Origin of the sequence: uncultured Pseudokineococcus sp., from assembly GCF_947495735.1 — a bacterium.
In the GTDB taxonomy this organism is placed as follows: Bacteria; Actinomycetota; Actinomycetes; order Actinomycetales; family Quadrisphaeraceae; genus Pseudokineococcus.
Genome location: NZ_CANMAA010000001.1, coordinates 399,183 through 418,641, shown reverse-complemented (window position 1 = coordinate 418,641; position 19,459 = coordinate 399,183). Strand labels below are relative to the sequence as shown.

At 78.5% G+C, this 19,459-nt stretch carries 18 protein-coding genes and 1 pseudogene; 8 read left to right on the top strand and 11 right to left on the bottom strand.

From position 1 onward, the window contains the following. Positions 1 to 3 precede the first annotated feature (3 nt). From Q0848_RS01730 to Q0848_RS01715, 4 genes and pseudogenes are all read left to right on the top strand, one after another. Positions 4 to 306: a helix-turn-helix transcriptional regulator gene (locus Q0848_RS01730; protein ID WP_299033907.1), complete on the top strand. Its 303-nt coding sequence runs from the start codon at positions 4 to 6 to the stop codon at positions 304 to 306. A 121-nt stretch (positions 307 to 427) separates the two neighbouring features. Continuing rightward, positions 428 to 1,174, top strand: a pseudogene (locus Q0848_RS18960) (methyltransferase domain-containing protein); the annotation flags it as partial. 169 nt (positions 1,175 to 1,343) lie between these two features. After that, on the top strand, positions 1,344 to 1,922 hold the full coding sequence (locus Q0848_RS01720; protein ID WP_299033903.1) for a hypothetical protein: 579 nt from the start codon (positions 1,344 to 1,346) through the stop codon (positions 1,920 to 1,922). A gap of 26 nt (positions 1,923 to 1,948) precedes the next feature. Continuing rightward, positions 1,949 to 2,659: a hypothetical protein gene (locus Q0848_RS01715; protein ID WP_299033901.1), complete on the top strand. Its 711-nt coding sequence runs from the start codon at positions 1,949 to 1,951 to the stop codon at positions 2,657 to 2,659. Positions 2,660 to 2,701: 42 nt separating this feature from the next. On the opposite strand, the gene smc is transcribed toward Q0848_RS01715, so the two are convergent. From smc to coaD, 8 genes are all read right to left on the bottom strand, one after another. Beyond that, positions 2,702 to 6,385 carry a chromosome segregation protein SMC gene (gene smc, locus Q0848_RS01710; protein ID WP_299033900.1) on the bottom strand — a complete coding sequence of 1,228 codons (3,684 nt, stop codon included), beginning with the start codon at positions 6,383 to 6,385 and terminating at the stop codon, positions 2,702 to 2,704. Between the two features lie 1,142 nt (positions 6,386 to 7,527). Beyond that, positions 7,528 to 7,854, bottom strand: a complete 327-nt coding sequence (locus Q0848_RS18955) for an acylphosphatase (RefSeq protein WP_366146372.1) — start codon at positions 7,852 to 7,854, stop codon at positions 7,528 to 7,530. Further along, positions 7,851 to 8,753, bottom strand: a complete 903-nt coding sequence (mutM, locus tag Q0848_RS01700) for a bifunctional DNA-formamidopyrimidine glycosylase/DNA-(apurinic or apyrimidinic site) lyase (protein ID WP_299033896.1) — start codon at positions 8,751 to 8,753, stop codon at positions 7,851 to 7,853. Before mutM ends, Q0848_RS18955 begins: the two co-directional genes overlap by 4 nt. Positions 8,754 to 8,759: 6 nt before the next feature. Next, a complete protein-coding gene (rnc, locus tag Q0848_RS01695; RefSeq protein WP_299033893.1) occupies positions 8,760 to 9,488 on the bottom strand; it encodes a ribonuclease III in 729 nt (242 codons plus the stop codon). Positions 9,489 to 9,580: 92 nt separating this feature from the next. Continuing rightward, positions 9,581 to 9,784 carry a 50S ribosomal protein L32 gene (gene rpmF / locus Q0848_RS01690; RefSeq protein WP_171202927.1) on the bottom strand — a complete coding sequence of 68 codons (204 nt, stop codon included), beginning with the start codon at positions 9,782 to 9,784 and terminating at the stop codon, positions 9,581 to 9,583. A 1-nt stretch (position 9,785) separates the two neighbouring features. Continuing rightward, complete coding sequence (locus Q0848_RS01685; RefSeq protein WP_299033890.1) at positions 9,786 to 10,355, bottom strand: DUF177 domain-containing protein; 570 nt, start codon at positions 10,353 to 10,355, stop codon at positions 9,786 to 9,788. A gap of 154 nt (positions 10,356 to 10,509) precedes the next feature. After that, positions 10,510 to 11,130, bottom strand: coding sequence for a hypothetical protein (locus Q0848_RS01680; protein WP_299033887.1), 621 nt, complete (start codon positions 11,128 to 11,130; stop codon positions 10,510 to 10,512). A gap of 44 nt (positions 11,131 to 11,174) precedes the next feature. Next, positions 11,175 to 11,672: a pantetheine-phosphate adenylyltransferase gene (coaD, locus tag Q0848_RS01675; RefSeq protein ID WP_299033884.1), complete on the bottom strand. Its 498-nt coding sequence runs from the start codon at positions 11,670 to 11,672 to the stop codon at positions 11,175 to 11,177. Positions 11,673 to 11,832: 160 nt separating this feature from the next. Here coaD and Q0848_RS01670 point away from each other — a divergent pair, with 160 nt between their 5' ends. From Q0848_RS01670 to Q0848_RS01655, 4 genes are all read left to right on the top strand, one after another. Then, complete coding sequence (locus Q0848_RS01670; RefSeq protein WP_299033881.1) at positions 11,833 to 13,227, top strand: amidohydrolase; 1,395 nt, start codon at positions 11,833 to 11,835, stop codon at positions 13,225 to 13,227. After that, positions 13,224 to 14,927 (top strand): AbgT family transporter, encoded by a 1,704-nt coding sequence (locus Q0848_RS01665; RefSeq protein ID WP_299033878.1) that lies wholly within the window; start codon positions 13,224 to 13,226, stop codon positions 14,925 to 14,927. Before Q0848_RS01670 ends, Q0848_RS01665 begins: the two co-directional genes overlap by 4 nt. 21 nt (positions 14,928 to 14,948) lie before the next feature. Further along, positions 14,949 to 15,632: an HAD family hydrolase gene (locus tag Q0848_RS01660; protein WP_299033876.1), complete on the top strand. Its 684-nt coding sequence runs from the start codon at positions 14,949 to 14,951 to the stop codon at positions 15,630 to 15,632. A gap of 168 nt (positions 15,633 to 15,800) precedes the next feature. Then, the gene (locus Q0848_RS01655) at positions 15,801 to 16,328 is read left to right on the top strand and encodes a DUF3995 domain-containing protein (protein WP_299033873.1); all 528 of its coding nucleotides are present in this window, start codon (positions 15,801 to 15,803) and stop codon (positions 16,326 to 16,328) included. Between the two features lie 77 nt (positions 16,329 to 16,405). On the opposite strand, the gene rsmD is transcribed toward Q0848_RS01655, so the two are convergent. From rsmD to Q0848_RS01640, 3 genes are read right to left on the bottom strand one after another with little or no spacing between them, the layout of a single operon-like run. Next, complete coding sequence (rsmD, locus tag Q0848_RS01650; protein ID WP_299033870.1) at positions 16,406 to 16,978, bottom strand: 16S rRNA (guanine(966)-N(2))-methyltransferase RsmD; 573 nt, start codon at positions 16,976 to 16,978, stop codon at positions 16,406 to 16,408. Further along, positions 16,975 to 18,768, bottom strand: coding sequence for a DUF6297 family protein (locus Q0848_RS01645; protein ID WP_299033867.1), 1,794 nt, complete (start codon positions 18,766 to 18,768; stop codon positions 16,975 to 16,977). Before Q0848_RS01645 ends, rsmD begins: the two co-directional genes overlap by 4 nt. After that, positions 18,765 to 19,457 carry an ABC transporter ATP-binding protein gene (locus Q0848_RS01640; RefSeq protein WP_299033864.1) on the bottom strand — a complete coding sequence of 231 codons (693 nt, stop codon included), beginning with the start codon at positions 19,455 to 19,457 and terminating at the stop codon, positions 18,765 to 18,767. The genes Q0848_RS01645 and Q0848_RS01640 overlap by 4 nt, the downstream gene beginning before the upstream one ends. Positions 19,458 to 19,459 lie beyond the last annotated feature (2 nt).

Genomic DNA, 19,459 nt, shown 5'->3' with positions numbered 1-19,459 from the left:
CTCATGGTCAGGCTGCCGCTCACCCCCGCCGAGGTCGAGCGCGGGGAGCGCCTCGGCGCCGTCCTGCGCCGGGCCAGAGGAGAGCGCTCGATGCTCGACACCGCCCTGGCGGCGGGGATCTCGCCGGAGACCCTCCGCAAGATCGAGACCGGGCGCGTCGCCACCCCCGCCTTCCCGACCGTCGCGGCGATCGCGAGCGTCGTCGGCCTCTCCCTGGACGCCGTGTGGGCCGAGATCACCCGCCCGGACGGCGAGGCCCAGCCCGCCGCGCCGCGACGGGACGCGCGCCCGCAGATGGCCTCGTAGGGGTCGGGCGAGCACTGGGTCGCCTCGCCGCGGCCAGGGCCTCGTGCGTCACGGACGGCGGACCGCGGCGGCGTCGGGCCGGTGGCGCCCCCGCGGCGCACGCAGGTGCGAGCATCCCCGGGTGGAGCAGCGGGTGGGCCGTGGCGCCCAGCACGACGTCTTCGCCGGGGAGCTCGCGGACCACGCGGAGAGCGGCTTCGACGACGCCCGCGTCGACCGCCCGGCGTGCCTCCACCTGCCCGGCGTTCCTTGACCTGCTCGGCGTGCCTGGACCTGCTCGGCGACGTCGCCGGCCAGCGGGTCCTCGACGCCGCCCGCGGGCCGGGCCTGCAACGCCGAGGAGCTCGCGCGGCGCGGCGCGCGGGTCATCGCCTCCGACCAGAGCCCGGCCGTGGTGCAGCTCACCCGGGACCAGGCCCCGCAGGTCGACGGCCGCGTCCACGACCCCGCCGACCCGCTCCCGTGGATGCCCGACGGCTCCGCGGACGCCGTCCTGCTCGCCCTGGCGCTGGAGCACGTCGACGACCGCGTCGCGGCGCTGCGCGAGCGGCACCGGGTGCTCCGCCCCTGGGGCGCGCTCGTCCTCTCGCGCCTGCACCCGGCGGGTGACCGGCTGAGGCACGGCGGCAGCTGCTTCGAGGCCAGGGTGGTCGAGGAGACCTGGAGCCGGGGCGGGCACCTGCGCTGCTGGCTGTCGTCGCTGGAGCAGACCTGCGACGAGCTGCGGCGGGCGGGCTTCCTCGTCGAGCGGCTGGTCGAGCCGCGCCCCGTCGCCGAGGCCGCGGACCTGCGCCCGGAGGTCTACGCCCGGCTCCACTGCGAGCCCGTGGGCTTGCTGGCCCTGCGCGCCCTGGCCCGCCCGCACCAGGAGACCGCGACGGGCCCCTCCCCCTCGGGACGGGCTCCGGCGCGCCCCGCGGAGGAGGGCCCGCACGACGGAGCACCGTCCCGCCCGGCCGGCTCCGGCCGGCGCCGGGGGCGGGGTCGGCTCGCGCGCCGTCTCGACAGCGCTGCGAGACGGCGACGAGACTGGCGCCGTGGACCGACCGGGACGCGCGGCGCAGCGCGCCGAGACCCCCGCGGTGGCCGACGTCGTCGCCTGGTCGGTGCAGCGCCGCCCCCTCGAGCTCGCCGTCGGGCGCTGGGTCGTCTGGGGCGTCGAGGCCGCCGTCTCCGCGACCAGCCTGGACCCGGTGCCGGAGTCGCCCTCCGCGCAGCCACGGGTCCCCGCCGACCCCGACGCGGCGCTCCACCTCCCCGGGCCGGCCGAGGTCCACGGCACGGCCCCGTGGCTGCCCGCCCCGACCCTGGGGCCCCAGCAGGTCTGCGCGAGCAGCCGGGCGGCGTGGCTGCGACCCACCCGGGGCGCCCCGACGTGGGGCACCGACCGTCGCGAGCTCCCGCTCGAGCAGCTGGCCGTCACGTCCGCGACGTGCCGCGACCACTCCCGGCGTCGACGCCGCGCCGGTGCCCGCTGGACCCTGGAGCTCCGCGGCCCGGACGCGCAGGCCACGCTCACCGGCTCCTGGCTGGCGCTGGCCTGGCTCGGCCACCTCGGCGGCTGGCCGGAGCCCGCAGCGGCGGGACGCCGCCCGCGTCCGCAGCCTCCGACCTGACGGCTCCCGCTCCTGGGCTGCCCGGCGTGGAGCTGCGTCCGCTGGAGGGAGAACCGGTCGCCGGGCCCTGGCGGGTCGAGCCGGTCGACGCGCTGGTGCGCCTGCTGCTCGAGGCCGCCGGCCCGGTGGAGCGACGACCGCGCGTCGTCGCGGTCGACGGCCGCGGGGGCGGCGGCAAGTCCACGCTCGCGGCGCAGCGGCACGCCGCGGTCCCCCGGTCGGCGGTCGTGCACACCGACGACGTCGCCTGGCACCACTCGTCCTTCGACTGGGAGGGCCTGCTCGCGCGCGACGTGCTCGAGCCGCTGCGCCGCGGCGAGGCGGTGCGCTACCGCCCGCCGGGCTGGCGGGCCCGGGGCCGGCCCGGGGCGCTCGTGGTTCCCGCGGGGCTCGACCTGGTGCTCGTGGAGGGCGTGGGCGCCGGACGGCGCGAGCTGGCGCACCTGCTGGACGCCGTGGTGCGGGTGCAGTCCGACGCCGCCGAGGCCGAGCGGCGCGCCATCGCCCGCGACGTCGCCGCCGGCGAGAACGGCGACGCCGAGGAGGCGACCGCCTCCTGGCACGAGTGGCTGGCGCAGGAGATCCCGTTCGTCGCCGCTCAGCGCACCTGGGAGCGGGCCGACGTCGTGGTCCGCGGGACCACCGCCGCCGCGCACGACCCGGACCACGTCGGCCTCGCGCCTCCCGTCAGCCCGCCGTCGGAGGCGCCCGACGCGTCCCCTTCCCGCGAGGCCTGACCCGCAGGGGCTGACGCGGGAGGGCGCCCGGCGAGCCCGACGTCAGGCCGGCGCCACGTCGCGCAGGCGCTGGCTCACCACGGTCGTGACGCCGTCCCCGCGCATGGTGACGCCGTAGAGGGCGTCGGCGACCTCCATCGTGCGCTTCTGGTGGGTGATGACGACCAGCTGGCTCGAGGCGCGCAGCTCCTCCATCACCGTGATGAGCCGGCCCAGGTTGGTGTCGTCCAGGGCCGCCTCGACCTCGTCGAGCACGTAGAAGGGGCTGGGTCGCGCCGTGAAGATGGCCACGAGGAAGGCCACGGCGGCCAGGGACCGCTCGCCGCCGGACAGCAGGGACAGCCGCTTCACGCGCTTGCCCGCGGGGCGGGCCTCGACCTCGATCCCGGTCGTGAGCATGTCGCTCGGGTCGGTGAGGACCAGGCGTCCCTCGCCGCCGGGGAACAGGCGGGCGAAGACCCGCTCGAAGGCGGCGGCGACGTCCTCGTAGGCCTCGGCGAAGACCCGCTGCACGCGGGCGTCGACGTCGGCCACGATGCCGAGCAGGTCCTGGCGCGAGCGGGTGAGGTCGTCGAGCTGCTCGACGAGGAAGGTGTGGCGCTCCTCCAGGGCCGCGAACTCCTCCAGCGCCAGCGGGTTGACCTTGCCCAGCTGCGCCAGCGCCCGCTCCGCCCGGCGCAGCCGCTTCTCCTGCTCGGCCCGGACGTACGGCGTCGTGCGCGGCCGGTTGTCGTCCCGGTCGTCGTCCTCGGCGCCGTCCGCGGCGTCGCCCTCGGGGGCGGGGGCCTCGTCGGGCGCCGAGAGCACCGGCACGGGCTGGTGCGGCCCGTGCTCCTCGACGAGGACGTCGGGGTCCGTGCCCAGCTCGGCGGTGCTGCGCTCCTCGAGCTGCTCGAGCCGCAGCCGCTGCTGGGCGCGGGCGACCTCGTCGCGGTGCACGGCGTCGGTCAGCTCCGCGAGCTCGGCCGCCAGCGCCTCCTGGCGGCGGCGAGCCGCGCCGGACGCCTCGGCCCGCTCGCGGCGGGCGTCCTGCGCCGCGGCCCGCTCGTCCTCCGCGCGGGCCAGCGCTGAGGCGCAGCGCTCCAGGGCGACCCGGGCACCGGTGGCCACGGCCGCGGCGACGGCGGCGTCGCGGCGCCGCACCGCCGCCCGCTCGGCGGCCCGGGCGCGCGCCTCCTCCTCCCGGCGACGGGCGCGCTCGGCACCCTCCACGCGCGCCGCGAGGGCCCGCGCGCGCTCCTCCCCGGTGCGCAGGGCCAGACGGGCCTCGGTCTCGGCTGTCCGGGCGGCCCTGGCCGCCGCGGCGAGCTCCTCGCGACGCGACTGCTGGGCCGCGGCGTCCTCCGCGTCGGCCTCGACCGGCTGCTGCTGCGCCTGCGCCAGCCGCTCGTCGAGCTCGGCCAGGGCGCGCTCGTCCTCGGCCGCGGCCTCCTGCGCCGTCGCGAGCGAGCGCTGGAGGCGCTCGGCCTCCGCCGCCGCCGAGCGGGCCGCGGCGCCGAGGGAGCCCAGCCGCTCCGCCACGGCCGACAGCCGCGCGTCGGACTCGTGGAGGCGCTCGAGCGCGGCGTCGACGGCCTCGGAGGCCTCCGCGCGGGCCGTCGTCGCCGCGGCGAGGGCGAAGCGTGCGCGCTCCCCGCGGGCGACGGCGTCCGCCACGGCCGCCCTCGCCTCGTCGGCGGCCGCCTGCACGCCCAGCAGGCTCGCCTCCGCGGAGGACCCCCCGCGGACCCGGTCGCGGTCGAGGCAGTCGCCGCCGCGCGTGACGACGAGCAGGTCCGGGGTCCCCTCGGCCGCGGCCGCCCGCTCCAGGAGGGCGCGCGCCTGCGCCAGGCCGGGGACGACGACGGCGCGCGCGAGCAGGCGCGCCACGACGGCCTCGGCCTCCGGGCGCGCGCTGACGACGTCGAGCACGGCGACCGCCTCGTCCTCCGGCGCCGCGACCGCAGCCAGCAGCGCCCCCGCCGAGGACGCGTCGTCGCTGCCGCTGCCGCTGCCGCCGGCGACGAGCAGCGCGGCCGTGCCGGCGTCGTCGTCGTGCAGCAGGCGCAGCGCGTCCACGGCGACGAGGAGGCTCTCCACGGCCACGCCGTCCGCCGCTCCCCGCAGCGCGGCGGCGACGGCGTCCTCGTAGCCCGGGCGCACGGTGAGCAGCTCGGTGACCGGCCCGAGCACGCCGGGCAGCCGCTCCCCCGCCGCGAGCAGCGCGGCGGAGCCGTCGCGCCGCGCCAGGCCCAGCTCGAGCGCCTCGACCCGCGCGCTCGCGCTCGCCCGGTCCCCCTCGGCGGTCCGCTCGTCCTCCCGGGCCCGCTCGAGGTCCTCGGTCGCGCGCGCGAGCGCGTCGGCGGCCTGCTCGTGCGCGTCGTCGAGGCCCTCCTCGCCCTCCTCGACGTCGGCCACCTGCGTCTCCAGCAGCGAGTGCTCGCGCTCGGCGTCCCGGCCCCGGGCGGCGGCCCCGGCGAGCGCCTCGCCCAGGCGGCCGACCTCGGCCCGGCCCGCCTCGAGGCGGCTGCGCCGGGCGGCGACCTGCCCGGACAGGCGGGCCAGCCCCTCCCGGCGGTCCGCCGCCGCGCGCGCCAGAGCGGCCACGCGCCGCTCCTGCTCGGCGAGCTCGTCCTCGGCGGCGCCGCGCGCCCCCTCGGCCCGCTGCAGGGCCGCGCGGGCCGACGCCACCTCGCCCTCCAGCTCGCTCGCCTGGGCGCGCAGGCGCTCGGCCTGGGCCCCGAGCTCGGCCGGGTCGGGGCCTCCCGGGGGGCCCTCCTCGACGCCGAGCAGGCGCTGGCGCTCCTCCGCCAGCTCGGCGGTGCCCCGGAGCCGCTCGCGGACCCGCCCGAGGCGGTGCGGGGCCTCCTCGGCCGCGGCCAGCGCCGGCGCCGCGGCCGCCGACCGCGCGTCGGTGTCCGCCAGCTCCTCGCGGACCGCCGCGAGGTCCCGCTCGACCTCCGCGCGCCGCGCCCGCAGCGCGGAGTCGTCGGCGGCGTCCTGGGCCAGCAGGGCGCGCAGCTGGGCGATGTCGTCGGCGAGCAGCCGCGCCCGCGCGTCCCGCGCCTCGAGCTGCACGAGCTGCGCGCGACGGGCCACCTGCGCCTGGCGGCCGAGCGGGCCGAGCTGGCGGCGCACCTCGCCCGTGAGGTCCTGCAGCCGAGCCAGGTTGGCCTGCATGGCGTCGAGCTTGCGCACGGCCTTCTCGCGGCGGCGCCGGTGCTTGAGGACGCCGGCGGCCTCCTCGACGAAGCCGCGCCGGTCCTCCGGCGTCGCGTGCAGGACGGCGTCGAGCTGCCCCTGACCGACGATGACGTGCATCTCCCGGCCGATGCCGCTGTCCGACAGCAGCTCCTGCACGTCCAGCAGCCGGGCCGGGTTGCCGTTGACGGCGTACTCGCTGCCGCCGCTGCGGAACATCGTCCGCGAGATGGTGACCTCGGTGTAGTCGATCGGCAGGGCGCCGTCGGTGTTGTCGATGGTCAGCGAGACCTCGGCGCGGCCCAGCGGGGGGCGCCCGGGAGCGCCGTCCTTGCCCGCCGTGCCCGCGAAGATGACGTCCTGCATCGACCCGCCGCGCAGGCTCTTGGCGCCCTGCTCGCCCATGACCCACGCGAGGGCGTCCACGACGTTGGACTTGCCGGACCCGTTGGGGCCCACCACGCAGGTGATGCCCGGCTCCAGGCGCAGGGTCGTGGTGGAGGCGAAGGACTTGAAGCCCTTCATGACGAGCGTCTTGAGGTGCACGTCCGCCCTTCCCGGTGGTCCGTCCCTGCGCGCCGGGGACCCTACCGGCCAGTCGCGGCGACCGAGCCCCTGCACGGGCGGCGGGATGGGTCCCGCCGCCCGTGCAGAGACTCGCCGAGCGCCCCGGTCGTCCACAGGCACCCGGGCGCCGTGCGGCGGCCCGCGGCACGCTGCGCGCCGTGCGACGTCGTCCTCTGCCCCGGGCGCTGGAGCTGCTCGCGCAGCGCCAGGCGCGGTGCCTCTCCCGTGCCCAGCTGCGCGCGCACGGCGTCGACGCGGACGCGGAGCGGCTCCGGGTGCGCAGCGCGGCCTGGCAGCGCGTCGGGGACGACGTCGTCGTGCTGCACTCCGGGCCCCTCGGTCGGGACGAGCACCTGTGGGCCGCCGTCCTGACGAGCCCCGCCGGCGCCCTCAGCAGCTGGACGGCGCCGGAGGTCCACGGCCTGCGGGGCTGGGAGCGCGAGGCCGTCCACCTCGTCGTGCCGGCCGGCCGGGGACGACGACGGGCACCGGGCGCGCGGCTGTCGACCTCGACGCGCTGCGCGGAGGTCCGGACCCGCCGCGGGCTGCCGGTGCACGACGTCGCCCGGGCCGCCGTGGACGCCGCCGGCTCGTGCGCCGGTCCGCGCAGCGCGGGCGGGCTTGTCGCCGCCGTCGTCCAGCAGCGGCTGACGACGGCGCCCCGCCTCCGCGTCGAGCTCCTCGCCGCCGGGCCGCTCCGCCACCGCGCCGCGCTGCGCGCCGTCCTCCACGACGTCGAGGCCGGGTCCGGGTCCATGGCGGAGGTGGACCTCGCCCGCCTGTGCCGCACCGCCGGACTCCCGGTGCCGCTGCGCCAGCAGGTCCGCGAGGACGCCTCCGGCCGTCGCCGCTACCTGGACGCCGAGTGGCTGCTGCCCGACGGCCGGCGGCTCCTGCTGGAGGTCGACGGCGTGGGCCACGTCGAGGAGGGGCGCTGGTACGACGACCTCCTGCGGGCGGCCGAGGTGGCACGCCCGGGCGAGGTGCTGCTGCGCCTGCCGCCCGCGCCCTGCGCGTCGACGCCGCGCGCGTCGTCGCGGTCCTGCGCCGTCACCTCTCGGCGTGAGCCCCTGCACGGGAGGCGGGATGGATCCCGCCGCCCGTGCCGAGGCTCGAGCGCCTCAGAGCTCGACGAAGCCGGGCGGCACGTCCTTGGGCGCCATCCACTGGACGGCGACCCCGGTCACCGCCCCGGGGCGACGGCGGGAGGCCTCGTCGCCGTCGGCGGCCTCGAGCAGGGCCAGCAGCTGCTCGCACGCCGCGCGCGGGCCCTGCGCGCTCACCTCGACGCGGCCGTCGGGCAGGTTGCGGGCCGAGCCCTGCAGGCGCAGCTCCAGGGCGCGGGCGCGCGTCCACCAGCGGAAGCCGACGCCCTGCACCTGCCCGCGCACGTGGGCGAGCAGCCGCACCTGGCCGCCGTCGTCAGCGGTGGCCTCCTCGCCGGTCACCACCGCGCGTTCCGCGGGACGGGCTGGCAGCGGGGGCAGCGGTAGGAGCTGCGGTTCATGAAGGCCTCCCGGGTGATGGCGGCGCCGCACCGAGGGCACGGCTCGCCCTCCTGGCCGTAGGCGGCCAGCGAGCGGTCGAAGTACCCGCTGGCGCCGTTGACGTTGACGTAGAGGGCGTCGAAGCTCGTGCCGCCCTGCTCGAGCGCCTCGGCCATCACGGCGGCGACGTCCGCGACGAGCCGGCGCACCGCCGGGCGGGTCAGCGTGTCGGTGGGCCGGGCGTAGTGCAGGCGGGAGCGCCAGAGCGCCTCGTCGGCGTAGATGTTGCCGACGCCCGAGGCCAGCGTCTGGTCCAGCAGGGCCCGCTTGACGCCGGTGCGCCGCGCCCGGACCCGGTCGACCAGCCGCTCGAGGTCCAGGTGCGGGTCCAGCGGGTCGCGCCCGACGTGCGCCACCTCCGGCGGCAGCAGCGGGTCCGACGGCCCGGCCGCGGACGTCCCGGCGGGCAGCCCGTCCGGCGTCGGCACCAGCCCCACCACCGCGAGGCCGCCGAACATGCGCTGGTCGACGAAGCGCAGCTGCTGGCCGTCGTCGAGGTCCAGGCGCACGCGCAGGTGCCGCTCGGCGGGGGCGTCGGGGCGCTGGACGAGCATCTGGCCGCTCATGCCCAGGTGCGCCGACAGGGCGTCGCCCGAGTCGAGCTGGAGCCACAGGTACTTCCCGCGGCGCACCGCGGCGTCCACGCGGGTGCCGGCGAGGCGGCCCGCGAAGTCCAGCGGGCCCAGGACGTGGCGCCGCACCGGGCGCGGGTGCAGCACGGCGACGTCGGTGACCGTGCGCCCGACGACGTGCGCGTCGAGACCGCGGCGGACGACCTCGACCTCGGGGAGCTCGGGCACGCCGCCTCAGGCCTCGTCGGGAGCGACGCCCGCCGCCCGGGCGAGGGAGTCCTCGCCGGTGCCGCCGAGCGCTCGCCACGCGGCCTCGGCGGCGCGCTGCTCGGCCTCCTTCTTGCTGCGCCCCTCGCCCTGGCCGTGCAGGACCTCCGCGAGCAGCACGTGGGCGGTGAAGGTGCGCGCGTGGTCGGGCCCCTCCCCGGTCACCTCGTACGCGGGGGCGCCGAGTCCGCGGGCGGCCGAGAGCTCCTGCAGGCTCGTCTTCCAGTCCAGGCCGGCGCCGAGCGCCGCGGACGAGGCCAGCAGGGGGTCGACGAGGCGGTGCACCAGGGCGCGGGCCGGGTCGAGCCCGTGGGACAGGTACGCGGCGCCGATGACGGCCTCGACCGTGTCGGCCAGGATCGACGTCTTCTCCCGGCCGCCCGTGGCCCGCTCGCCGCGGCCCAGGAGGACGTGGTCGCCCAGGCCCAGCCCGCGCCCCACGCCCGAGAGGGCTCGCGAGCTCACGACGGAGGCGCGCAGCTTGGCCAGCTGCCCCTCGGGGAGGTCGGGGTGGCGCCGGTAGAGGGCCTCGGTCACGACCAGGCCGAGGACGGCGTCACCGAGGAACTCCAGGCGCTCGTTCGTCGGCTCGCCGTCGTGCTCGTAGGACCACGAGCGGTGCACGAGGGACTGCAGCAGCAGGCCCGGCTCGACCGTCAGGCCGAGCCGGGCCTCCAGCTCCGGCGCCCCGGGCACGAGCGCGAGCAGGCGCGCCGCGGAGGCGTCCTGCTCGCCCGCGCCCCGGGGGGCGCCGTCGGTACCGCTCAGGGGATCGCGAGTGCTCAGGCTCAGAGGTCCTTGACCTTGCGGCCCTTGTACTCGAGGTACAGGGGGGTGCCCTGCGAGTCGGTCACCACGCGCGCGTGGTGGCTGCGGGCGTAGGTGGTGCGCCCGTTCTCGACCGTGGCGACCAGCGGCGTGGCCTCGGCCTTCCACTGCGACCGACGGTGACGGGTGTTGCTGCGCGACATCTTCCGCTTCGGGACGGCCATGTCAGTCCTCCTCCGTGTGCTGGCCCCGGTCGAGGGCCATGCTCTGGAGCGCCGCCCACCGCGGGTCGACGCTGTCGTGCTGGTGCCCCGGCTCCGCGTCCGCGAGGCGGACCCCGCAGTCGGCGCACAGGCCCGGGCAGTCCGGCGAGCACACCGGCTGGAACGGCAGTGCGAGCACCACCGCGTCCCGGAGCACGGGCTCGACGTCGACGAGGTCGCCGTCCAGCTCGTGCAGGTCCTCCTGGCTGCCGTCGTCGTCCTCCGGCGCCCGGCCCGGGTAGGTGTACAGCTCCTGGAGGTCCACCACGAGCTCGCGCTCCAGCGGGTCCAGGCACCGCACGCACTCACCGGTGGAGGTCGCCCGCGCCGTCCCCGACACGAGCACGCCCTCCATCACCGCCTCGAGCCGCAGGTCGAGCTCCACGGGGCTGCCCTCGGCCACCCCGACCACCACGGTGCCGAGGTCGGCCGGCGCCTCCACCGTCCGACGCACGGGCCGCATCGAACCGGGACGACGACCGAGCTCGCGCGTGTCGAGCACGAGCGGCGAGCGGTGGTCCAGCGTGGTCACGGCGTTCCTCCTCCACCGGCGCCGCGAGCGGTGCCGGGGTGGTGATGCGGGAGCCGACGTCCCGGCGGAGCCGGTGCGGCGGCGGTGCGGTCGGGCGTCAGGGGCCCTGGTCGTCCTCGGCCGTCCGCGGTGGCGGGCGGACCGACCGGCAAGGCTACCGCAGGGGTCGCCGACCGCCGTCCGCCCTCGACCGCCGGGAGGAGCGGCGCAGCCGGCTCCCCGCGAGGAGCACCAGGGCGGTGATCGCTGCCCACCCCAGCACCCCCGCCGCGACCGCCGCCCACGGCGGTCCCGGCACGTCCCCGGCGTCGGCGCCGACGACCGGCGCGCGTGCGGTGGCGGGGCGGGCCGCCTCGACCTCGGCGACGGACACCTGCCCCGCGACCGGCCTGCCGTCGCCCACGACGAGCACCGAGCAGACCGAGGTGCGACTCCCGTCGAGCGCCACCAGGTAGCGGTCCCCCTCGACGAGCTCCACGTCTGTCGAGCTCTGCACGTTCCTCACGGTCTCCCCCGTCACGACGCGGATCTCCGGCGCGCGGTCCTCGCCGGACCACACCTCCTCGACGTCGAGGAGCGCGCGATGGCCGCGCACCTCCTCGGCCACGCCCAGGACGACGTCGGCGCCCCGGTCGAGCAGCGCAGCGGGCGTGAGCGGTCCGGCGCACGAGGCGGCCGCGGGGCCGGCGAGCAGGAGGGGCGCGGCGAGGGCCACCGCCCCGGCGGCCAGCAGCAGCGGCGCCACGGCGCGGCAGCGCTGCGTCCGGGAGGTCATGCCCGCTCGGACGCGCGGGACCGCCGCGGCGGTTCCCCCGCCGGTCATCCCGCGGCGAGCGCCTCACGCACCGCCCGGGCGACCGCAGGGGGCACGAGGTCGTCGACGTCCCCGCCGAGGCGGGCGATCTCACGGACGAGGGAGGAGGCGACGTGCTGCCAGCGCGGGTCCGCGGGCAGCAGCAGGGTCTCCAGGCCGGACAGGTGCCGGTTCATCAGCGCCTGCGGCGTCTCCGCGTCGACGTCCGCTCCCCCGCGCACGCCCTTGACGACGCACGCGGCCCCGGCGTCGCGGCAGGCGTCGACGAGGAGGCCTCCCGGGACGAGCTGGACCCGCACGCGCCCCGCGGCCTCGCCCAGGACCTCGGGGAGGACCTCCTCCAGCAGCGCCGCGCGCCGCTCCGGCGCCAGGAGCCCGCGCTTGGACGGGTTCGGCACGACGAGCACCACGACCTCCTCGAACAGGGCCGCCGCGCGGGCGACCACGTCCAGGTGCCCGTGCGTCACGGGGTCGAAGGAGCCGGGGCACGCGGCGGTGGTCACGCCGCGAGTGTGCCTCCCGCGCGCCCGTGGGCGGCGCTGCGCGGCCGGGTCCTGCGCCTGCCCCAGACCGTCTGCCCCGGTCTGGGGCGGAGCGTTGCGGTGCGCCCGGCTCGGGGGGATGGTGGCGCGTCCGCTCCCCCGCCAGCCCGGAGGCCGCCCCGTGCCGACCCCGACGCCGCCCGCCGACACCTCCGGCGCGCCGCTGCCCCCCGACCCCGCCTACCTGGCGGCTGTCCAGGCCCAGGTGACCGCCGCAGCCCGCGCCGCCGAGCCGCTGTCGTCCTCGGCGCAGGGCGCGCCGCCCGAGCTGGTCCGGGCGGTGGTCGAGGCGGTCGAGGCGCTGGGACCCCGGCTCGTCGCGCTCTCCCACGACCTCGCCGAGCACCCCGAGACCGCCTTCGAGGAGCACCGCAGCGCCGGCGTCGTCGCCGACCTCGCGACCGAGCACGGCCTGGACGTGGAGCGCGGCGCCCACGGGCTGCCCACCGCCCTGCGCGCGGACGTCCGCGGCGGCGGGGGGCCCGACGCCCCGGTCGTCGCCGTGATGAGCGAGTACGACGCCCTGCCGGGCATCGGCCACGGCTGCGGCCACAACGTCATCGCCGCGGCGGGCCTGGGGGCGGCGCTGGGGCTCGCGGCCCTCGGCGACCGCCTGCCCGGCGGCGTCCGGTGGCTGGGCACGCCGGCCGAGGAGGGCGGCGGCGGCAAGGAGACGATGGCGCAGCACGGCGCCCTCGACGGCGTGGACGCGGCCGTCATGGTCCACCCCTTCGGCTACGACGTCGCCGACCACCTCTTCCTGGGGCGCCGCCAGCTGCGCGCCACCTTCGCGGGCCTGACGGCCCACGCCTCCGCGCAGCCCTTCATGGGCCGCAACGCGCTCGACGCGGTGGCGCTCACCTACCAGGCGGTGGGCCTGCACCGGCAGCAGATGCCGCCGTCGGACCGCGTGCACTGCGTCGTCACCGAGGGCGGGGACCGCCCCAACGTCATCCCGGGACGGGCGCAGATGCTCTTCTACCTGCGCTCGGAGCGGCCCGAGACCCTCCGGGTCCTCTCCGAGCGGCTCGACGCCATGTGCCGGGGCGCCGCGCTGATGACCGGGTGCGGCGTCGACCTCGCGTGGGACGAGAGCCCCGCCACGCTCCCCGTGCGGGCCAACGGCCCGCTGGCCGGGCGCTGGGGCGCCCGCATGGCCGAGCGGGGCCGCCCGGTGCTGCCCTCCGGCGTCGTCCCGGCGCTGCTGGCCGCCTCGACGGACTTCGGCAACGTCAGCTTCCGCGTGCCGTCGCTGCACCCGATGATCGGCGTCAGCGACCCGGGCACGTCCCTGCACACGCGGGAGTTCGCCGCTGCCGCCGCCGGGCCCGCCGGGGACCGCGCCGTCGTCGACGGGGCCGTCGGCCTCGCCCTGGTCCTCCTCGACCACCTCGCCGACCCGCAGCTGCGCGCCGCCGTGCACGCCGACTTCGAGGCCGCGGGCGGCGCCGTGGACGTGCCCGCCTACTTCGACGCCCCCGCTCACCACGTCCCGGTCGCCGGGAGCGCTGCGTGAGCACCCCGGGCGCCGCCCCCGCGGGTGGCCTGACCCGCGGCGACCGGCTCCTCGGGTGGGTGGAGCGCACGGGCAACAAGCTGCCCGAGCCGTTCCTGCTCTTCGTCGGGCTCTTCGTGGTCATCGCCCTGGTCTCGACCCTGGGCGCCGTCCTGGGCGTGAGCGTCACGGTCCCCGGGTCCGACGAGGCGATCCCGGTGCGCGGGCTGCTCACCGGGGAGGGCCTCACGTGGCTCACGACGAACCTCGGCGCCAACTTCATCGGCTTCCCGCCGCTGCTGACCGTCCTGACGATCCTGCTGGCGGTCGGCGTGGCGGAGCGCTCGGGACTGCTGTCGGCGATCATCCGGATGCTGTTCCACTCGGCGCCGCCCTGGGCGCTGCCCTACGTGGTCGGCGCGGTCGGGGTGACGGCGTCGGTCATGTCCGACACGGCGTTCGTGATCGTGCCGCCGCTGGCCGCCATGGTCTTCGGCGCGGCCGGTCGCCACCCCGTCGCCGGACTGCTGGGCGGTTTCGCCGCCGTGGGCGCCGGCTACTCGACGTCCTTCGTCGTGACCAGCCTCGACGCTCTGTTCGCCGGCATCACGACCGCGGTCGCGCAGGTCCTCCCCGACCCGGGCGCACCCGTCACGGCCATCTCGAACTACTACTACAACGTCGTCTCCGCCGTGGTCCTCACCGTCGTGACCGGGCTCGTCATCACGAAGGTGCTCGAGCCGCGCCTGGAGCGGATCGGCGTGCCCCGCCAGCAGGTCGAGGAGGAGCAGGCCGACGCCGTGGGAGCGGCGGCGGACGCCGGCGGGTCGGCGCCGGGCGTCGCGCCCTCGCCCGCCGCCCGCGAGGGAGCCGGCAGGCCGGGACGACGCAGCGCCGCAGCGGGCGCCGAGGAGGAGCCCGGGACGGAGCCCGGCGACCCGAGCGCACCCCTGACGGCGCGCGAGCGGCGGGCGGTGCGGGCCGCGGCCGCCGCGGGCCTGCTCGCCGCGGCCGTCATGCTCGTCGCCGTCCTCCTGCCCGGCTCGCCGTGGCGGGGCGAGGGCGGGGGCTACCTGCCCGAGTCCCCCCTGCTGGACAGCATCGTCTTCATCGTCTTCGTGATGTTCGCCGTGCCCGGGCTGGTCTACGGGCGGGTGTCGGGCTCGCTCGCCACCGGCGCCGACGTGCCGGCGTTCATGCAGGGCGCCATCCGCGACCTGGCGCCGTTCATCGCGCTGGCCTTCGTGCTGGGCAACTTCATCGCCCTCTTCACGTGGTCGGGCGTCGGCACCTGGCTGGCCGTGGAGGGGGCGGCCGGGCTCGAGGCGATCGGGCTCACGGGCTACCCGGCGGTGCTGTGCTTCGTCCTGCTCGCCTCGGTGCTCAACCTCTTCATCATCTCGGGGTCGTCGCTGTGGACCCTGATGGCCGCCGTGTTCGTCCCGCTGTTCGCGCTGCTCGGGTTCGAGCCCGCGTTCACGCAGGGCGCCTTCCGCATCGGCGACGCCGCGACGCAGATCCTCACGCCGCTGAACCCCTACATGATCGTGCTGCTGACCATGCTGCGCCGCTACGAGCCGGAGGCGGGCCTCGGCAGCATCATCTCCAGGATGCTGCCCTTCACGGTCTTCTTCTGGCTGGCGTGGGTGGCGGTCCTGACCGTCTTCTTCCTCACCGGCACGCCGCTCGGGCCGGGCTCCGGGGTCCGCCTGGACTCCTGAGGTCCCCCCTACGCTCGCGTCGTGGTCGACCCCGGGCAGCCCTCTCCCGCCGACGCCCGCTCCCGCGGCGCCCTGGCACCCACGACCGTGGTCCTCGACCTCGGGAACGTCCTCGTGCGGTGGGAGCCCGAGCGGGCGTGGGCGGCCCTGGACCCCGCGCGCGTCGCCGCCTTCCACGAGCGCGTCGACTTCCGGGCGTGGAACCTCGCGATGGACGGCGGCCGCTCGACGGCCGCCTCGGTGGCGGACGTGGCGGCGGCCGCCCCCGGGCACGAGGTCGTGGCGCAGACCTACGTCGACCGCTTCCTCGACACCCTCGCGGGCCCCGTGCCCGGCACCCGGGCGGTCCTGGAGGAGCTCGACCGCGCCGGGGTGCGCCTGCTGGCGCTGACCAACTGGTCGGCGGAGCTCTTCGAGCGCGCCCGTCCGCTGCTGGAGGGGGTCGTGGGGCTCTCGGCCTTCGAGGCCGTCGTCGTCTCCGGGGTCGAGGGGCTGACGAAGCCAGACCCGGCGCTCTTCCGGCGCGTCGTGGAGCGCTTCGACCTCGACGCGTCCCGGACGGCCTTCGTCGACGACGCGCGCCACAACGTCGACGGCGCCGCCTCGGTCGGGCTGCGCGCCGTGCACTTCACCGGCGCCGAGGCCCTGCGCGCCGAGCTCGCCGCGATGGGGCTGCCCGTCGCACCGGTGTCGCCGCGCGTCTGACCGGCTCCTCCGGTCCGCGGGGGGCGAGCGGGCGACGACTCGCCCTCCCCACGCCCCCGCACAGGCGAGCAGGCGACGACTCGCCGCACCCACGCCCCCGGGAGGACGAGCGGAGGCGAGGTCGCCGAGGTCGCCACCGCGCGCGAGGTGCTGGCTAGCCTGCGCCGGGTGACGTCGCGACGCCGGCTGCGGCTCAGCCGGTCCCTGGTGTGGCTGGCCGCCGCGGCCGGCGTCCTGCACGCCGCGGCCAGCCTCTACTGGGCGCTGGGAGGGCAGTGGCTGCTGGCGACGGTGGGCCAGTGGGCGGTCGAGGCCTCCGCCCGGTCGCCCGCGGTGGCTGGTGCGGGGCTCGGGCTCGTCGCCCTGGTCAAGCTGCTCGCCGCGACCGTGCCGGTCGCCGTGGCCTACGGCCGGGTCTCCCGCCCGCGCCCGTGGCGCGCGGTGAGCTGGGCGGGCGGGCTGCTGCTGGTGGCCTACGGCGGGGTCAACGTGGTCGTCAGCAACGCGGTGCTCCTGGGCGCGATCCGCCCCGACGGCGGCTACGACGCCGAGGCGATGCGGGGGCACGCCCACCTGTGGGACCCGCTGTTCCTGCTCTGGGGCGGGGCTCTCGTCCTGTCGCTCGGGCTCTCCCGAGGGCGTCCTGCCGAGCTCGCGGACGCCGGTGCGGAGCCCTCCGGCCACCCGGCGAGCTGACCGGGGCGGTGCGCCCCCGGTGCCGCGCCGGCGCCGGAGGTGCTGGGGCCACCGGCACCGGAGGTGGGCCGGCGGCCTCAGGCGCCGTACTCGGCGAACCAGACGACGGTGTCCCCGTACTTGCGGGAGGCGTAGCGGGACAGGCCGTCCGGCCAGGTCGGCTCGGGCGAGCGCTTGGCCCGCTCGACGACGACGACGGCGTCCGCGGCGAGCCAGCGACGCTCCACGAGCGCCGCGAGCACGGCCCCGAGCGCGTCCTCGGGCACGTCGTAGGGCGGGTCGACCAGCACGAGGTCGGCCCCCTGCTCCAGCGGCGGGCCCGGCTCGGCCGCCAGCACGCGCTCGACGGGGGCCTCCCGGACGTCCACGCCGGGAAGGCCCGTCGTCTCAACGTTCTGGCGGCAGGCGCGGGCGGCCTCGCGCCCGGCGTCGACGAGGACGACGGCCGCCGCCCCGCGGCTGGCCGCCTCGAGCCCGAGCGCGCCGGAGCCGGCGTAGAGGTCGAGCACGCGCGTGCCGTCGAGCAGCCCCTCGTGCTCCAAGCGGCTGAACAGCGCCTCGCGCACGCGCTCCGACGTCGGACGGGTGGCACCGCTCCTCGGCACCACGAGGGTGCGCCCGCCCGCCGAGCCGGCGACCAGGCGGGTCACGTCCGCACCGCCGGGCTCGTGGGCCCGCTCGCGGCGACGGCGTCCGGCGCCTCGGGCTGCGGGGGCCGCGACCCCGCGGCGGCCACCGCCCCTAGACCGGCCGCCAGCAGCAGCGCCACCGCGACCAGCACCAGCTCGGCGTCCGGCAGCAGCCGGCCGCCGCCGACGAGCGCGAGCGTCCCGACGGCGAGCGGGAGCACCGCGACGACGGCGAGGTCCGGCCCGCGCACCAGGCTCGCGACCAGCCCGAGCGGCACGGGCCCGGCCGACGTCATCACCAGCCCGGCGCCGGGGTCGACCTCGGGCCGCGCGGCGCCCCGGAGGGCAGCGGCGGCCAGCCCGGGGCCCGTCGCGACGACCAGGCCCAGCGGGAGAGCCCCGGGAGCCAGCAGCCACAGCGCCGCGGCCGTGACGGCGGAGACGCCCGTGCCCAGGAGCACCAGCGCGCCCAGGTGCGCCCCGGCGACCGCGCCGGGCGAGACCGGGAGGACGCCGTCCAGGGCGGGGGCCAGCACCCGGACGCGGACCGGCTCGGCGAGGGTCGTGGCGGCGCCGTAGCCGCACGCGAGGAGCACCAGCAGCACGGCGGCGCGCGACTCGCCGGCCGCGGACGCCGCCCCCGCCGGGACGAGCGCCAGCACGAGCGCCGTGACGGTGCGGCGCGGGGTGCGCAGGACGCCGAGCAGGTCGGCCACGACGAGGGCGCTGCGCGGTCCGCGCACGAGCGCCCGGCGCGTCCACCGGCTCGAGCGGCGTCGCGACCGCGCCCGGACCGCGCCCGGGGGCTCGGACAGCACCCGGCCCAGGGCCCGCGTGTCGAGCAGGGCGCCGGAGCCGGCGACGTGGGCGCTCAGCGCCCCCGCTGACGCCAGCGAGGCCGCCGGAGCCCGCCCGGCGCGCCGCGCCAGGACCGCGACGACCACGGCCGCCACCACCGCGGTGGCGCCCGCGGCACCGGGCGCCGCCGGGGTCCCGCCCCCGCCACCGACCGCCGCCGGCGAGGCGGGGCCCGCGCCGGCTCCTCCCTGCGCGGCGTCCACGACGGCGGCGGCCACGACGAGCAGCGGCGCCAGCAGCACCAGGACGTCGGCCGCCCGCACCAGCGGCCCGGCGGTCCCGCGCGCGACCTGCAGGAGACCGCCGACCGCGACCCCCGCGACGGCGACGTTCGCCGCCGCGCCGGCGGCGCCCAGGAGCGCGCCGACTCCCGTGGACCCGGGCAGCACGAGGAGGAGGCCGGCGAACGCACCGGCACCCACCGCGAGCGCCACCCCGACGGCCCGCAGCAGCAGGACGGGGCGCAGCAGGGGGCCTCGGTCGACGGGCAGCGGCAGCCACCACACCGCCCGCGGTGGCGCCAGCGACAGGGGCCCGAGCCGCGCGAGCAGCCCGACGACACCGCCGACGACGAGGAGGAGGGCCGCGGCGGCCAGCACCTCGGCGGGCAGGCCCGGCCCCGAGACCGGGGCCCCGAGCGACGTGACCCCGCCGAGCTCGCCCACGCGCCCGCGGGAGCCCGAGAGCACGAGGAGCGACAGGGCGACGGCGAAGACGCCGGCGTAGACGTCACCGAGGAGGTCGCCGAGGCTCGCCCCGCCGGCCCGTCGCGACGCGCGGCGGACGGTGGCGCGCAGCTGCGCGGCCGAGGTGCCCGGTCCGTCGGCGACCGGCCGCAGGACGTGACCGGGAACGTCTGCCCCCTCGTCGCCGTGGTGCCCCTCGCCCTCGGGGTGCCCCCCGTCCCCGTCGTCGCGGGGAGGGGTCTCGCGCCCGGCCGTCGAGGCCGTCATCGCCCGAGCTCCCGCGTCGCCTCGGCGGCGGAGACCGCGTGCACGCCGTCCTCGGCCAGCAGGAGCACCCGGTCGGCGACCTCCTCGAGCAGGAGCGGGTCGTGCGTGGCCAGCAGGACCCCGACGCCGGCCTCCTTCTCCTCGAGCAGGCGGTCGACGACGTCCTCGCGGCCGGCGAGGTCCAGGCGCTGCTCCGGCTCGTCCAGGACCAGCAGCCGGCGGGGGCGCACGAAGGCCGCGGCGAGCAGCATGCGGCGCCGCTGGCCGGAGGACAGCGAGGCGGGCTCCCGCTCGCCCACCGGCGCGAGGCCGAGGTCCGCGACCACCTGGTCGACGACGTCGTCGGCGTCCCGCACGCCGTGGCCGCGCGCCACGAGGTCCAGGTGCTCGCGCACCGTGAGCCCGGGGAAGTGGGCGTCCACGTCCAGCACGCTCGCCACGTCGCGGCGGAAGGCGACCGAGCGCTCGTCGACGGCGCGCCCGAGCACCTCGAGCGACCCGCCGATCGGCAGGAGCTGGCCCAGCACGGCCCTCAGCACGGTCGTCTTGCCCGCGCCGTTGAGCCCGACGAGCGCCAGCGCGCGCCCCGGGTCGAGCCGGAAGCTCGTCGGCGGGGACACCGGCTCGCCCGTGTAGCCGACCAGCAGGCCGTCGGCGCGCACGAGGGCCTCGCGGTCCCGGCGGCTCACCC